15 protein-coding genes and 1 pseudogene are annotated in these 15,117 nt (G+C 67.7%); 7 read left to right on the top strand and 9 right to left on the bottom strand.

Going from position 1 to position 15,117, the window contains the following annotated elements; all coding sequences use genetic code 11:
• Positions 1–59 precede the first annotated feature (59 nt).
• On the top strand, positions 60–563 hold the full coding sequence (locus AC5Y39_RS06660) for a hypothetical protein (RefSeq protein WP_500016449.1): 504 nt from the start codon (positions 60–62) through the stop codon (positions 561–563).
• Between the two features lie 9 nt (positions 564–572).
• On the opposite strand, the gene hflX is transcribed toward AC5Y39_RS06660, so the two are convergent.
• Genes hflX through AC5Y39_RS06635 form a run of 5 tightly spaced genes read right to left on the bottom strand, consistent with a single transcriptional unit; the run spans position 573 to position 5,451 of the window.
• Positions 573–1,988 carry a GTPase HflX gene (hflX, locus tag AC5Y39_RS06655; RefSeq protein WP_500016448.1) on the bottom strand — a complete coding sequence of 472 codons (1,416 nt, stop codon included), beginning with the start codon at positions 1,986–1,988 and terminating at the stop codon, positions 573–575.
• A 46-nt stretch (positions 1,989–2,034) separates the two neighbouring features.
• On the bottom strand, positions 2,035–2,907 hold the full coding sequence (dapF, locus tag AC5Y39_RS06650; RefSeq protein ID WP_500016447.1) for a diaminopimelate epimerase: 873 nt from the start codon (positions 2,905–2,907) through the stop codon (positions 2,035–2,037).
• A 57-nt stretch (positions 2,908–2,964) separates the two neighbouring features.
• On the bottom strand, positions 2,965–3,873 hold the full coding sequence (gene miaA, locus AC5Y39_RS06645) for a tRNA (adenosine(37)-N6)-dimethylallyltransferase MiaA (protein WP_500016446.1): 909 nt from the start codon (positions 3,871–3,873) through the stop codon (positions 2,965–2,967).
• A complete protein-coding gene (locus AC5Y39_RS06640; protein WP_500016445.1) occupies positions 3,870–4,553 on the bottom strand; it encodes a class III extradiol ring-cleavage dioxygenase family protein in 684 nt (227 codons plus the stop codon). The genes miaA and AC5Y39_RS06640 overlap by 4 nt, the downstream gene beginning before the upstream one ends.
• A 4-nt stretch (positions 4,554–4,557) precedes the next feature.
• Positions 4,558–5,451, bottom strand: coding sequence for a DMT family transporter (locus tag AC5Y39_RS06635; RefSeq protein ID WP_500016444.1), 894 nt, complete (start codon positions 5,449–5,451; stop codon positions 4,558–4,560).
• Positions 5,452–5,605: 154 nt separating this feature from the next.
• On the opposite strand from AC5Y39_RS06635, the gene AC5Y39_RS06630 reads away from it, so the two are divergent.
• On the top strand, positions 5,606–6,937 hold the full coding sequence (locus AC5Y39_RS06630; protein ID WP_500016443.1) for a DUF349 domain-containing protein: 1,332 nt from the start codon (positions 5,606–5,608) through the stop codon (positions 6,935–6,937).
• A gap of 6 nt (positions 6,938–6,943) precedes the next feature.
• Here AC5Y39_RS06630 and AC5Y39_RS06625 read toward each other — a convergent pair whose 3' ends face one another.
• Positions 6,944–7,522, bottom strand: a complete 579-nt coding sequence (locus AC5Y39_RS06625; RefSeq protein ID WP_500016442.1) for an Rv2732c family membrane protein — start codon at positions 7,520–7,522, stop codon at positions 6,944–6,946.
• Complete coding sequence (gene miaB, locus AC5Y39_RS06620) at positions 7,519–9,000, bottom strand: tRNA (N6-isopentenyl adenosine(37)-C2)-methylthiotransferase MiaB (protein ID WP_500016492.1); 1,482 nt, start codon at positions 8,998–9,000, stop codon at positions 7,519–7,521. The genes AC5Y39_RS06625 and miaB overlap by 4 nt, the downstream gene beginning before the upstream one ends.
• A gap of 93 nt (positions 9,001–9,093) precedes the next feature.
• Between miaB and AC5Y39_RS06615 the strand changes: the two genes are divergently transcribed.
• The 5 genes and pseudogenes from AC5Y39_RS06615 to AC5Y39_RS06595 all read left to right on the top strand — a co-directional run bounded on the left by AC5Y39_RS06615 (position 9,094) and on the right by AC5Y39_RS06595 (position 13,061).
• Positions 9,094–9,822 carry an amino acid ABC transporter ATP-binding protein gene (locus AC5Y39_RS06615; RefSeq protein WP_500016491.1) on the top strand — a complete coding sequence of 243 codons (729 nt, stop codon included), beginning with the start codon at positions 9,094–9,096 and terminating at the stop codon, positions 9,820–9,822.
• A 14-nt stretch (positions 9,823–9,836) separates the two neighbouring features.
• Positions 9,837–10,634 (top strand): annotated as a pseudogene (locus AC5Y39_RS06610) (glutamate ABC transporter substrate-binding protein); the annotation flags it as partial.
• Between the two features lie 39 nt (positions 10,635–10,673).
• Positions 10,674–11,345, top strand: coding sequence for an amino acid ABC transporter permease (locus AC5Y39_RS06605; protein ID WP_500016490.1), 672 nt, complete (start codon positions 10,674–10,676; stop codon positions 11,343–11,345).
• On the top strand, positions 11,342–12,217 hold the full coding sequence (locus tag AC5Y39_RS06600; RefSeq protein WP_500016441.1) for an amino acid ABC transporter permease: 876 nt from the start codon (positions 11,342–11,344) through the stop codon (positions 12,215–12,217). Before AC5Y39_RS06605 ends, AC5Y39_RS06600 begins: the two co-directional genes overlap by 4 nt.
• Before the next feature lie 70 nt (positions 12,218–12,287).
• On the top strand, positions 12,288–13,061 hold the full coding sequence (locus AC5Y39_RS06595; protein WP_500016489.1) for a glutamate ABC transporter substrate-binding protein: 774 nt from the start codon (positions 12,288–12,290) through the stop codon (positions 13,059–13,061).
• Here the strand turns inward: AC5Y39_RS06595 and AC5Y39_RS06590 are convergent.
• Positions 13,022–14,647: a phytoene desaturase family protein gene (locus AC5Y39_RS06590; protein ID WP_500016440.1), complete on the bottom strand. Its 1,626-nt coding sequence runs from the start codon at positions 14,645–14,647 to the stop codon at positions 13,022–13,024. The genes AC5Y39_RS06595 and AC5Y39_RS06590 overlap by 40 nt on opposite strands.
• Positions 14,644–15,114, bottom strand: a complete 471-nt coding sequence (locus tag AC5Y39_RS06585; protein WP_499948402.1) for an SRPBCC family protein — start codon at positions 15,112–15,114, stop codon at positions 14,644–14,646. The genes AC5Y39_RS06590 and AC5Y39_RS06585 overlap by 4 nt, the downstream gene beginning before the upstream one ends.
• Positions 15,115–15,117 lie beyond the last annotated feature (3 nt).

The following is a 15,117-nucleotide window of genomic DNA, read 5'->3' as shown; positions in this document are numbered from 1 at the left end:
AAAGATATACCAACCGGATGGTTGGTTTGGTCGCCGGCCACGCGTCCTACAGTGAAACCGTGGCCGAGGTCATCCGTGTCCGAGAGCGTGGGCGGATAATCGAGTTCACGTTCGACGACCTGATGCGCTACCACGGCGCAGGCTCTCCCGGCGGCGTGGCGAACGCATTCAAAGTTCTGCAGCGTGCGTTCGAGGTGCTCTCACCCGACGCGCCGCCGCAGCGCCGCGAGGTGGTGGTGCGAACCGCGTTCCGCGGCCCCGGGGCACGCGACGGGATCGAGGCGGTGACGCGGGCAGTCAGCGACGGCCGCTACGTCGTGGATCCCGCATTGTCACGTCGCGACCTCGGACGGCTGCGCGAGAGTTTCGTCTTCGAAGTCGGCATCGGCGACCGTTCGGCGACGCTGGTGCTGCGCGACGGGTTCGTCACCGAAGAATTCATCAACCTCGCCCAGAACGACGCCCGCACCGAGGCCGAGGAGGCGCGGCTGGACGTGTTGAAAGCCGAACTGGCGCAACGCATCATGGCCGCAGACGCAGCCGACGTGTACGAAATCGCATAGGCGCCGACGCTAGGTCGACGCGAATTCGCGCAGGCTCGCCGCCAAGGCCACCGGAACCCGCGCTTTGATCCGGGTGCCGTCGGCGTTGTGTTCGGACTCCTGCACGCGACCGTCGGCATGGACGCGGGCCACCAGATCACCGCGGTGATAAGGAATCACGACGTCGATCGCGGTGTCAGTGGGTACGGCGAGCTCGGCCATCCGGGCCCGCAGGTGGTCCAGCCCCTCGCCGGTTCGAGCGGAGACGAACACCGCGCCGGGCAGCGCGCGCCGCAACTTGGCGAGCACGAGATCACCGGCGGCGTCAATCTTGTTGACTACCAACAGTTCTGGTGCGGCATGGCCGTCGTGATCGGCGACGACCTCCCGGATCACTCCCCGCACCGCGTTGATCTGTGCCAGCGGGTTGGCGTCCGATCCGTCGACCACATGCACCAACAGGTCCGCGTCGACAACCTCTTCCAGGGTCGAGCGGAAAGCCTCGACCAGCTGCGTGGGCAGATGCCTGACGAACCCGACGGTGTCTGTCATGACGAACGGCCGCCCGTCGTCGAATTCGCCTCGGCGCGTAGTCGGTTCGAGGGTGGCGAACAAGGCGTCCTGAACCAGCACGCCGGCGCCGGTGAGTGCGTTGAGGACACTCGACTTGCCCGCGTTGGTGTATCCGACGATCGCGATCGACGGCACGTCGCTGCGCAACCGCCGGCCGCGCTGGGTGTCGCGAGCCTGCTTCATGCCTTTGATCTCGCGGCGCAGCTTGGCCATTCGCTCACGGATCCGGCGACGGTCTGTTTCGATCTTCGTCTCACCGGGGCCACGCAGACCCACACCGCCGGTACTGCCGCCTGCGCGGCCGCCGGCCTGCCGTGACATCGACTCGCCCCAGCCGCGCAGACGCGGCAGCATGTATTCCATCTGCGCCAGCGACACCTGCGCCTTGCCCTCCCGGCTGGTGGCGTGCTGCGCGAAGATGTCGAGGATCAGCGCGGTGCGGTCGATCACCTTCACCTTCACGGCTTTCTCCAGCGCCGTCAGCTGCGCCGGACTCAGCTCGCCATCGCAAATCACGGTGTCGGCGCCAGTGGCGAGCACGATCTCGCGCAGCTCGTTGGCCTTACCGGAGCCGATGTAGGTCGACGCGTCGGGTTTGTCGCGGCGCTGGATCACTCCCTCGAGCACCTGCGAGCCCGCCGTTTCCGCCAGCGCCGCCAACTCGGCCAGGCTGGCCTGGGCGTCGGCCGCACTGCCTTCGGTCCACACGCCGACCAGCACCACGCGTTCGAGCCGCAGCTGGCGGTACTCGACCTCGGAGACGTCGGCAAGTTCGGTCGACAGCCCGGACACGCGGCGCAGGGCGGAGCGGTCTTCGAGAGCCAGTTCGCCGATGCTCGGTGTGTCGTCTACAGGAAATTCTGGATCAGTCATAAGCAATAAGACATGGTGCCCGCCGGATCTGCGGCGCGCACCTGATTTAACACCGCTGTGCCTGCCACCATTCCTCCGAGATTTCCCCGCCGGCGACCAGTACCGACGGACCGCGCAGATAGCTGGTCGCCGCGGTCACGGTGACGAGCACCTCGCCGCCCGGGACACGAACCGTCAGTGAGCCCGTGGACGCGCCGTCGTGCGCCAGGGCCGCCACCGCGGCGGCGACGGTTCCCGTTCCGCACGAACGGGTCTCACCGACGCCCCGTTCGTGCACCCGCATCGACACCGCACCGCCGACGGGCGCCGTCAGCACCTCGACGTTCACGCCGTCTGGAAACTGTTTGCGGTCGAACGCCACCGGCGCCGCAACGTCTAGGGCGCGTAGCTCATCGTCGGTCAGCTCCGCATCGACGCACGCCAGATGCGGATTGCCGACGTCGACGGCCAGCCCGCGAAGGCGACGGCCGCCGACGACCGCCTCGCCGGTGCCGAGCGGGTTGGCTTTGCCCATTTCGACGGTGACGTCGGCGAAGGTGTGGTCGACGCGGTGTACCTGCACTGGCCGCGGACCGGCCAGCGAGCCGACGACGAACTCGTCGCGCGCCGCCAGGCCGCTGGCGCGCAGGTAGTGGGCGAACACGCGCACGCCGTTGCCGCACATTTCGGCAACCGACCCGTCGGCGTTGCGGTAGTCCATGAACCAGTCCGTAGGCTGCACGCCTTCGGGCACCCGCGGAAGCGCTCCGCAAGCCGCCGCGGCGCCGGCGGTGGTCACCCGCAGCACCCCGTCGGCGCCGAGCCCGCGGCGGCGGTCGCACAAGGCGGCCACCAAATACGGGGTCAGTGGCAGCTTCGCCTCGATGTCGGGCAGCAGCACGAAGTCGTTCTGGGTGCCGTGGCCCTTGGCGAAGATCATGTGCGCCCCGTTATCCCGGCTGCGCCGGCGTCATCGTCGTAGGCGCGGATCACCTGCTCAGGATACGTGCCGCCATGCCCGCAGCACGGCATCTGCTTTGCCCGGATCGGCGCCGTCGAGCCACTGGATGCGGTGGTCGCGGCGGAACCACGAGCGCTGGCGGCGCGCGTAGCGGCGGGTGGCGATGAACGTCGGCTCACCCGCGGCGCTGCCGTCGCACCCGCGGTCGAGCTCGGCGATCACCTGCGCATAGCCGAGTGCCCGTAACGCCGTCACGCCGTCCCGCAGCCTTTTGCCCAGTAGCGTGACGACCTCGTCGACCAGGCCGTCGGCGAACATCTGCTCGGTGCGCTTGGCTAGACGCTCGTCGAGTTCGGCTGTGTCGCAATCCAACCCGATGATCACGGTGTTCCAGCGCGGAGTTCCGATGGTCGGCGCCGACGCCGCGAACGGCCGCCCGGTCAGTTCCACCACTTCCAGCGCCCGCACGATCCGCCGCCCGTCCGACGGCAGGATCGACGCCGCGGCGGCCGGGTCGACCTGCGCCAGTTCGCGATGCAGCTGCTCGACGCCAATCTGCGCGAGCCGCTGCTCCCAGCGAGCGCGGACCGCAGGGTCGGTGGCGGGGAAGGACCAGTCGTCCAGCAGCGACTGCACGTAGAGCATCGATCCGCCGACGATCACGGGCACCGCGCCGCGGGCCAGGATGGCCTCGACGTCGGCGGCTGCGCCGCGCTGGTAGTTGGCGACGGTCGCGGTTTGGGTGACGTCGAGGACGTCGAGCTGGTGGTGTGGGATGCCGCGGCGCTGCTGAGGTGCCAGCTTCGCGGTGCCGATGTCCATGCCGCGGTAGAGCTGCATCGCGTCGGCATTGACGATCTCGCCGCCCACGGCCTCTGCGACGTCGAGCGCCAGCTGCGACTTGCCGGTGCCGGTCGGCCCGATGATCGCGATCGGCCGGCTCACGGCACCCACACACCCACGAAGTAGCCGACTCCGAAGGGCGCGCCCCGGTACAGCTCCTGGGCCGATCGCGGGCGGTCGCCGGCCAAACCGGCAAGCACCTGCCAGGCCACCCGGCCGGGAATCGACGGCGGCACCTGGGCCAGTGCCGCCACGTCGCCCGCGGCGAGCGCGTCGTCGAGCGCCGTTTGCACCTCGACAGAGGCGGGGTCGTAGCCGCCTGGGGCCCGTTCGGTCAGGGTGTTGGCGCCGTCGGCGACGACGAGCACGCCCACCGGGTCGGCGCACCGGTCGACGACGTCGCGCAGTTCCCGCCCGCGACGAAGGGCCTCGTCGGCGGTGTGGCCGGCGTTGAACACCCGCACCTCGGCGTGCGCGTCGGGGCTCGACTCGCCGCGCGCCCAGGCCGTCATCAACGCGACCAACGGCAACTGGCCGACGTCGATGGCACTGGGCGACAGCCCGACACGCACGTCGACGCCGTACCCGGCGAAGGTGCCGGCTTCATGAGGTCCGATCACCTGATCGGCCGGACCCACGCCGACGGCCAGCCAGCGCGGTGGCAGCGCGCCGGCCGCGGCGAACACCGCGCGGCGCAGGTCGACGAGCTCGGCGGCCGCCGCACCGGCAAGCTGCGGCACCAGCACAGGTGCCGACGGAACGATCGCGACGGCGCTCAGCACGGCTTCACGGTATGCGCTGCGCGACGGCGGCGTGGTCGGCCGACTCGGAGGCCAGCGCTTCGCCGCGGGCGAGCGCGACGATCGCAGCGACCATCGCCACCACGGCCACCGCCAGAGCGAACCACCCGATGTCGTTGGTGTCGAGCGTTTCGCCGAGCACGACGATCCCGAGCGCGGAGCCCACGACCGGCTCTGCCACGGTCATCGCGGGCAGCGAAGCGGTCATGGTCCCCGCCCGGAACGCCGACTGCTGCCACGCTGTGCCGGCGAGGGCGACCACCACCCATGCGTAGAGCTCGGGACTGCGCAGCAGCGGCAGGATGCCGTCGTCGAGTTGGTCGACCACGCCCTTGGTCAGCACGGCGAACACACCCCACAGCGATCCGGACACCAGCGCCAGCAGCACCGCGGCCACCGAGCCGGACCAGATCCGTGCGCCGATCACACACAGCAGCAGCGCAGGGCCGAGGACCGCCGCGACCACCGACCAGGTTTCCAGCGATGCCCGCGACTGGCCGGCCTGCGGATTGCCGACGGTGACGATCACTGCGACGCTGCCTGCGAGGACCACCGCCCAGAGCCATTCCCAGCGGGTGACCCGGTGACTGGCGAGTTTGGCGCTCATCGGCAGAGCGAACAGCAGCGAGCTGACAATCAGCGCCTGCACCAGCAGCACCGAGCCGAAACCCAGTGCGGCAGCCTGGAATCCGAAGCCGGCGGCGGCCACCAGACTGCCGGCCCACCACTGCCGGTCGCGCAGCAGTCGGGCGAACAGCTCGATGTGGCCGACCGGCTCGTCGGTGACCTGGTGCGCCGAGCGCTGGTGGATGACGTCGCCGATCGCGATGAACAGGGCCGCGCCCAGCGCGAGCAGGGCGGCGATGTCGGCCTTGGCCATCAGCGCTCCTTTGCAGGTCGCGGAACGTGGGGGCGCACACCACATCGACCTGCTTGAATAGCGGAGGTCGAGGCGTTCGCGGTTTCGACGATAGCTACCAGGCGCCGCGCTGCGCGGCAGGTGTGCGGGCTGCGACCCGCGAGAGGTGTACGAGATGACGGAAAGCGATGCCACCCACCCGGAGGCGCAGGACTCCCGGCCTCCCGCTGTGCCGAGGCCGGTTCCGCGACCGGGGCCGGTCCGCCCGGCCGCTCGGCCGGGTGCGTCGGCTGGCAGCGATCCGCATCGGTTCGGGCGGGTGGATCCCGACGGCACCGTCTGGCTGATCACCTCCGCGGGCGAGCGGGTGATCGGGGCTTGGCAGGCCGGTGATCCCGAAGCGGCCTACGCGCATTTCGGGCGCCGCTACGACGACCTCAAGATGGAGATCGAACTACTGGAGCGGCGGCTGGCCTCAGGCACCAGCGACGCCCGCAAGATCCGGTCGTCGGCGGCCAGCCTCGAAGAAGGGCTGGCGACGGCGGCGGTGTTGGGTGACGTCGACGCGCTCGCCGCGCGGCTGAGGACGATCCGCGAGCGCGCCGACGAAGCCGCGCAGGCCGAGAAGGCTCGGCGCGACGAGCACCGCGCCGAGCAGATCGCCCGCAAAGAGGCGCTGGTCGCGGAGGCCGAAGAGCTGGCGGCGAATTCGGTGCAGTGGAAGGCGGCCGGCGATCGGCTCCGGGCCATCCTCGAGGAGTGGCGGACGATCACCGGCGTCGACCGCAAGACCGACGACGCGCTGTGGAAGCGCTATTCGGCGGCGCGGGAGACGTTCAACCGCAGGCGCGGCTCGCATTTCGCCGAGCTCGACCGGGAACGCGCCAGTGCGCGGCAAGCCAAGGAGCGGCTGTGCGAGCGCGCCGAGGAACTGGCCGATTCCACCGACTGGAATGCGACGGCTGCGGCGTTCCGCCAGCTGCTCGCCGAGTGGAAGGCTGCGGGCCGGGCGGCCAAAGAGGTCGACGACGCGCTGTGGAAGCGGTTCAAAGCGGCGCAGGACAAGTTCTTCACCGCCCGCAATGCCGTGACCGCCGAACGTGACGCCGAGTTGCGGGCGAATGCCGCAGCCAAGGAGCAGCTGCTGGCGCGGGCCGAGAAACTCGACACCACCGATCTCGCTGCCGCCCGGGCCGAGTTGCGCTCGATCGCCGAGAAATGGGACGCGATCGGCAAGGTGCCCCGCGACCGTGCGGCCGAACTCGAACGCCGACTGCGGGCGGTGGAGAAGCGGGTTCGCGAGGCCTCGGCGCCGGACTCCATCGATCCGCAGGCGCAGGCTCGCGCAGAGCAATTCCGTGCTCGCGCAGAGCAATTCGAACAGCAAGCGCAGAAGGCGGAGGCGGCCGGCCGCACCGCCGAGGCCGAGGAGGCACGCGCGAACGCGCGGCAGTGGCGTGAGTGGGCCGAGACCGCCGAGGGGGCGCTGGGCAGACGCAGCCGCTAGGCGCCGCTACTTCTCGGAGTCGTCTTCGTCGTCGTCGAGGGCTTGCAGAAGATCCTTGGACTGGCGTTCGGCAGCCGCCCGGCGGCGTGCCTCCTCCGCGGCGATGTGTACCGCGGTGCGGGTCCACACCACCCGTGCCCAGTGGAAGGTCAGCAGGATCACCGCGATCCAGGCGATGATCAGCCCCACGCCCGGCCCTGGATGGCCCGCGCCGGCCGTCTGGCGCGACCACACCGCCAGCATGCCGGCCGCGCTGGCCACCGCTGAGCCGGCGAGCGCAAGCCAGGCCAGCGCCCAGCGTCGGGTCAGCAGCGCGAGCATCGAGAACCCGACAGAGAACACCAACGCCAGCCAGCTGAACACTCGCTGCGGCAGTGCGATCGCGGCCTCCGCGGCGCGGGGCCCACCGAGCAGCGCGTCGAAGCCGCGAGCGTGGCCGGTGTGCGGCAGCACGAACGACACCAGCAAGACGAAGACCAGGATCGCGACCACCAAAGCTCTCGCGCCGGGCTCGATTTCGCCGGCCACCCGTCGCTCTGCGTCGTCGATGTCCTTCTTGAACGCCTCGAAGTCGTTGTTGCTCACCGTGACACCCCAATGCGCGGCAGCCCCAGCCCGACGGTGCGCGGGCGCCGCCCGGCCTCGTGTGCGTCGCCGGCGCGGGTGCGGCGGTGGGTGAGGACGGGCCCGTCGGCGATCAGGTGGTGCGGCGCCGCACCGGTGACGACGGTGGTGACGACGTCGCCCGGGCGGATGTCGCCGTCGGGCGCGAAGTGCACCAATCGACCATCGCGAGCGCGACCGCTCATCCGCGACGTGCGGTCGTCCTTGCGGCCCTCCCCCGCAGCCACCAGGAGTTCCACCGTCGCGCCGACCTGGGCGCGGTTCTCCTCCAGCGAAATCCGTTCCTGCAGCGCTATCAGCCGCTGATAGCGTTCTGCCACAATAGCTTTGGGTACCTGCCCGGGCATCTCCGCGGCCGGGGTGCCCGGCCGCTTGGAGTACTGGAAGGTGAACGCGCTGGCGAACCTGGCGCACTCGACCACCTCGAGCGTGGCTGCGAAGTCGTCTTCGGTCTCACCGGGAAACCCGACGATCAGGTCCGTGGTGATCGCGGCGTGCGGCATCGCGGCGCGCACCCGGTCGATGATCCCGAGGTAACGCTCGGCGCGGTAGGACCTGCGCATCGCCTTCAGTACGCGGTCGGAGCCGGACTGCAGCGGCATGTGCAGCGTGGGACAGACGTTGGGCGTCTCGGCCATCGCCTCGATCACGTCGTCGGTGAATTCGGCCGGATGCGGCGACGTGAAGCGGACACGCTCGAGCCCGTCGACGTCACCACAGGCGCGCAGCAGCGACGCGAACGCGCCACGGTCGCGCGACAGCCGCGGGTCCGCGAACGACACGCCGTAGGCGTTGACGTTTTGGCCCAGCAGCGTGATTTCGAGCACGCCTTGGTCCACCAGCGAGCGGACCTCGGCGAGGATGTCGTCGGGGCTGCGGTCGACTTCTTTGCCGCGCAGCGCCGGCACGATGCAGAACGTGCAGGTGTTGTTGCAACCCACGGAGATGGAAACCCAAGCGGCGTAGGCGGATTCGCGCGCCGCAGGCAGGTTCGACGGAAATTCCTGGAGCGCCTCGACGATCTCCACCTGCGCGGCGCTGTTGTGCCGGGCGCGTTCCAGCAGCACTGGCAGCGACCCGATGTTGTGGGTGCCGAACACCACGTCCACCCACGGGGCCCGGCTCAGCACCGCGTCGCGATCCTTCTGCGCCAGGCAGCCGCCCACCGCGATCTGCACGCCGGGATCGCGGTGCTTGCGCGGGGCCAGGTGGCTGAGGTTGCCGTAGAGCTTGTTGTCGGCGTTCTCGCGCACCGCGCACGTGTTGAACACCACCACGTCGGCGTCGGTGCCGTCGTCGGCTTTGACATATCCGGCGGCCTCCAACAGGCCGGCCAAGCGCTCGGAGTCGTGCACGTTCATCTGGCAGCCATAGGTGCGGACCTGGTAGGTCCGGGCCGCCTGCGATGACGTCGCCACCGTCTGAGTCACGTGCCCAATGGTACGGCGGACCTCAAATCGCAATGCTGGTCACCGGGTCAAGCGCAGCATCCGCTGGGTATGGTCAGCCCCATGGCTGAGGGCGCGACACCGATGGTTTCGCTGCGCGGCGTCAACAAGCATTTCGGCGACCTGCACGTCCTCAAGGACATCGACCTCGACGTGCAACGGGGCGAGGTGGTGGTGATCCTCGGACCGTCGGGATCGGGCAAGTCGACGCTGTGCCGCACCATCAACCGGCTGGAACCCATCGACTCCGGCACGATCACTGTGGACGGCGTCCCGGTACCTGCTGAGGGCCGCGCGCTGGCGCGACTGCGGTCCGACGTCGGGATGGTGTTCCAGTCCTTCAACTTGTTCGCCCACAAGACGATCATCGACAACGTCATGCTCGCCCCGGTCAAGGTCCGCAAGCTCAAACGCGACCGCGCTCGCCAGGAGGCACTGGAGCTGCTGGACCGCGTCGGAATCGCCAACCAGGCCGACAAGTACCCGGCGCAGCTGTCCGGTGGGCAGCAGCAGCGGGCGGCGATCGCCCGATCGTTGGCCATGCATCCGAAGGTGATGCTGTTCGACGAACCGACGAGCGCGCTCGATCCCGAGATGATCGCCGAAGTGCTGGGCGTGATGACCGATCTGGCGTCTGACGGCATGACGATGGTGGTGGTGACACACGAAATGGGATTCGCCCGGCGTGCCGCCAACCGGGTCGTGTTCATGGCCGACGGTGCGATCGTCGAAGCGGCAGAACCGGCGCAGTTCTTCGCATCCCCCAAGAGCGACCGTGCCAAGGACTTCCTCGGCAAGATCCTCGAGCACTGACACTGGAACGCCGCATGCGTCTTCGACCGCTTCAGCTGGCCGCGCTTGTTGCGATGCTGATGTCGACGCTCATGATGTCCGGTTGCGGCGGTGCGGGCCACAAGGTGACCATCGGTGTGAAGTTCGACCAGCCGGGTCTGAGTCTGCGCAAGCCCGACGGTTCGCTGAGCGGATTCGACATCGACGTCGCCAGGTATGTCGCAGAACAGCTGGGATACAAGCCGAGCGAGATCGAATGGAAGGAAGCGCCGTCGGGACAGCGGGAAACCTTGCTTCAGAACGGTCAGGTCGACTACATCGTCGGCACGTACTCGATCACCGACGCGCGCAAGAAGAAGGTCGCGTTCGCAGGGCCGTACTTCCAGACCGGGCAGAGCCTGCTCGTGCGGTCGGACGAGACGGACATCGTCGGCCCGCAGTCGCTGGAGAACAACAAGAAGCTGTGTTCGGTAGCGGGTTCAACACCGGCGCAACGGATCAAGGACAACTATCCGAAGGTACAGCTGCAGCGCTATGACACCTACTCACTGTGCGTGGAGGCGCTCAAGAACCGGGCCGTCGACGCCGTCACCACCGATGGCGTCATTCTCGCCGGATACGTTCAGCAGAACCCAGGTGTCCTCAAGTTAGCCGGCAAACCGTTCTCCACCGAGCTGTACGGCATCGGGGTCGCCAAGGACAACGACGATCTGCGTACGCAGATCAATGATGCGCTGCAGAAGATGATCGACACCGGGCAGTGGCAGAAGTTCTTCGACGAGAATCTCGGCGCGTCGGGCTATACGCCTCCGCCGCCGCCGAAAATCGATCGGTATGTGGCGCGTCCAGCGGCCGAGGCCGGCTCGCAAGTCTTGTCGCAGTATCGCAGCCAGATCATCGACGCCTTCTGGACCACGATCAAACTCGCCCTCTACTCAGCGGTTGGTGCGCTGGTGCTCGGCACACTGCTTGCCGCGATGCGCCTTTCGCCGGTGCCGATCCTGCGGTGGCTGGGCGCGGCGTACGTCACCATCCTGCGCAACACGCCGCTGACGTTGATTCTTTTGTTCTGCTCGTTCGGTTTGGCACAAACCCTGGGAATCACGTTCGCCTCAGGGAAATCGCCGACCTTCATCGAAGACAGCAATTTTCGGCTGGCCGTGCTGGGGTTGGCGATCTACACCGCCGCCTTCGTGTGCGAGTCGGTGCGGGCCGGGGTGAACACCGTGCCGCTCGGACAGGCCGAGGCGGCGCGTTCGCTGGGGCTGACGTTCAGTCAGAACTTGCGAATAGTCCTGTTGCCGCAGGCCTTTCGGGCCGTGATCGCGCCGCTGGGTTCGGTCCTCATCGCGCTCATCAAAAACACCACGATCGCTTCGGCGATCGGTGTGGCCGAGGCTGCGCTGCTGATGAAAGACATGATCGAAAACACCGCGGCACTGCTTGCAGTCGGCGGGATCTTCGCGGCCGGCTTCGTGGTGTTGACCTTGCCGCTGGGTGTGCTCTTCACGTATCTCGGACGACGTTTGGCGGTAACGCGGTGAGCGAATCGACAGTGCTCTACGACGCGCCAGGGCCTCGCGCCGTGGCACGCAACTGGATCATCTCCGTGGTCATCGTTGTGGCGCTGGCTGCAGTGGTGTGGGTTGTGATAGCCCGGCTCTACACGAAAGATCAACTGAGCGCAGAGAAGTGGCGACCTTTCACGACGGCAAATCTGTGGCAGACCTACATCCTGCCCGGCGTCCAAGGAACGTTGACGGCGGCGGCCATATCGATCGTGCTCGCCTTCGCGGTGGGTGTGGTGCTGGGTGTGGGCCGGTTGTCGACATCGCGAGTGATCCGCTGGATGTCCGGCACCGTCGTCGAGTTCTTCCGCGCGGTGCCGGTACTGATCATGATGATCTTCGCGTACTTCCTGTATGCGCTGTACGACGTTTTCCCGTCCAAGCAGTTGGCGTTGGCCGGTGTGGTGACGGGCTTGACGTTGTACAACGGCGCGGTGATCGCCGAGATCGTGCGCGCGGGCGTCAATGCGCTGCCCCGCGGCCAGTCCGAGGCCGCGTTGGCGCTCGGTCTGCGTCCCGGCCAGACCATGCGGTTGATTCTGCTGCCGCAGGCGATCACGGCGATGCTGCCCGCGCTGGTCTCGCAATTGGTGGTGGTGCTGAAGGACACGGCCATCGGCTACCAGATCACGTTCCTCGAGATGGTCCGCCAGGGCACCTTGATCGGTGCGCAGTACAGCAACTATGTGCCGGCTCTGGCGGTGATCGCCGTGCTGATGATCATGGCGAACGTGACGTTGTCATGGCTTGCCGGCCGGCTGGAGGCTAGGCTGCGTCGTCGTAGCCGGACCGCTGCGGCGACGGCGCCGGTCACACGAACGGCCGAAATGGACACGGCCGGAGCGTAGAGCTGCAGGGGGAAAGTTCTTGAGAGACAAGCTGCTCGGCCGCCGCGGCCTGCTGATACTTGGCGCCGTCGTGCTCGCGGTCATCGCCGCCGTGGTGATCTTCGTGGTCACGCCGTCGAGTGCAGACAAGATCGCGATCGGCGTGAAATACGACCAACCGGGTTTGTCGCTGAGGAAGCCGGACGGCTCGATGAGCGGTTTCGACGTGGATGTGGCGAGGTATGTGGCCGGGCAACTCGGATACCAGGATGACCGGATCGAGTGGAAGGAAGCGCGGCCGGCAGACCGGGAACAGCTGATCGAGCAGGGTGAGGTCGACTACGTCGTGGGCACGTATTCGATCACGCCAGAGCGTAAGCAGAAGATCGGCTTCGCCGGACCTTATTTCCAGTCCGGCCAAAGCCTGTTGGTGCGTGCGGACAACAACTACATCGTCGGCCCAGAGTCGTTGACCGGCAACCGGATAGTGTGCTCGGTGCCGGATTCCACATCGGCGCAGCGGATCAGGCAGAAGTATCCGGATGTGCAGCTGCGGTTGTATGACACGTACTCGGCGTGCGTGCAGGCGTTGAAGGACGGCATGGTAGAGGCGGTGACGACGGACGCGGTGATCCTGGCCGGCTACGCCGCACAGGATCCCGGCACGATGAAGCTTGTGGGACAGCCGTTTTCGCTGGAGCTGTACGGAATCGGACTGGCGAAGGACAACAATGATCTTCGGGTGAAGATCAATGGTGCGCTGCAGAAGATGATCGACAGCGGCGCATGGCAGGCGGCGTTCGACAAGAACCTGGGGCCGTCCGGCTACAAGGCGCCGCCGCCGCCGCGAATCGACCGGTACTGAGATTTGCCTCTGCGCAGCGCCCGGCTCAGCCGTCGTCGCGGCCAACCGCGCGCACCGTCGGACATCAGCGCCGCACGAGCGGCATTGCGGCCGCACACACCGTGCACTCCCCCGCCCGGGGTGGCGCCCGCACTGCCGAGAAAGACGTTTTCGACCGGCGTCTCGGCTCGGCCGAATCCAGGGGCAGGCCGAAAGATCAACTGTTGGTACAGCTGCGACGTTCCACCGTTGACCGCTCCGCCGTGCAAGTTGGCGTCGCTGGCCTCGAGGTCGGAAGGCCGCTGAGTGACTTTGCCGACGACGTGCTCGCTGAACCCGGGCGCGTGTTCTTCGAGCACTTCGTCGACGGCCTGCGACAGTCGGTCGGCGGACGCGTCATCGAGTACTCCGCGAGGCAGATGCGTGTAGGCCCAAGCGCTTTCGGTGCCCGCTGGTGAGCGGGTGTGATCGGCGGTGGTCATCTGCCCGAACAACATGAACGGGCGCTGTGGAACGGTGGCGGTGTTCAAGTCGGCCATCCACCGCACCAGCCCGTCATGGTTGGCACCGAGGTGTACCGTGCCCGCTTCGTTCAAGGCCTTGGACCGCCATGGGATCACGGAGTCCAGCGCATAGTTGATCTTCAAAACCGGTGTGTCCCAGACGAATCGGCTCATACCGCGAGACACCGCGTCGGGGATCGCGTCGGCAGGGAGCAGTTCGCACAAGAGCCGCGGCGCAGACGTGTCGGCGATCACGGCCCGGCGCACGTGCACCGTCGTGCCGTCTGCGACGCGCACTCCGACGGCGCGGCCACCGCGTACGTCGATCCCGACGACCTCGCGGCCGCACTGGATCTGGGCGCCGGCGGATGTCGCCCTGTTGACCAGCGCCGCCGCCAGCTGACCGGCGCCTCCGACGGGTACCGGCCAGCCACCGTCTTGGGCCATCATGATCAGCAGGTACCCCATCACTCCGCTGCCGGGAGCGTCGATCGGCACATCGGCGTGCATTGCGTTGCCCAACAGTAAAAGCCGGGCCGCCTCGCCGCCGAAGAGCTGCTCAGCCATCACGCCGGCGGGCAGCATGAGCATGTGGGCCAGATCGAGGGCGCCGGATGCCCCGAGTTTGCGCAAAAGCGCGGTTGCACCGCGAATCGGGGGGAACGGCGCAAACAAGGTTGCCAGCAGGCCGTCCTTGATGTCTTGCCACTGCTCGAAAAGCTCGGCCCACCGCTGCCCGTCGCCCGGATGGCGTCGGTCGAGTTCGGCCACAGTGCGGTGCAGGTCTCGGTAGATCAGCGGCGCATCCTCGTCGTCTGCCGAGCTTGGATGTCCGACGACGGCTGGGGCATGAGTCCACCGCAGCCCGTGATCTTCGAGGTTCAGCGCCTGCAGTGCCGGGGACACCACCGACAGCGGGTAGAACGCGCTGTACAAATCGCTGATGTAACCCGAGAACAGTTCGGCGCTCTTGACCGCGCCGCCCGGCGCAGCCTGTGCTTCGAGCACCAGCACATCCCAGCCGGCGTCGGCAAGCATCGCGGCGGCCACCAGCCCGTTGTGGCCGGCACCGATGACGACCGCATCAGCCGTTCGGCCGCTCACTGAGGCTCACTGCGGCGTTCGGCCAAAGCAGCCAGCCTGCGCAAGCATTCCTTGTTCCTGGGCCATGCCGCGGCCAGCGCCAGTCGACGCGGCACCCAACTGAGCGGACCGCCGACGGGGACCTCGGCCATGTCGATCCGACATCCGTCTTCAGTATCAAAGAGCCGCAACGTTATTCGCGCCCCGCCGAACGGCCTGCCCTTCGCGAGGAGAACGATCTCTTCCTCCGGTTTGCACGACTCGACCTCGGTCTCATCGTTAAGCACCACCGGCCAAATGCCGATCGTGTGGTGAATCTTGCTGCCCGGGGCGGGCCAGCGAGGATCGACTGCCCGCATCCTGGTGTTGCCGACCACCCATTGCGAATACGTCCAGCCGTCCGCGATCACCTCCCAGACCCGCTGACGCGTTGCCGTCGTGTCCCGCGTCGCGGTCAGTGGGCTGTCGGCTTCTTTCGGCGATGTCATTCT

This window comes from Mycobacterium sp. NGS39 (assembly GCF_059812765.1).
The sequence above is the reverse complement of the archived record's forward strand: the minus strand, read 5'-3'. Positions and strand labels throughout refer to the sequence as shown.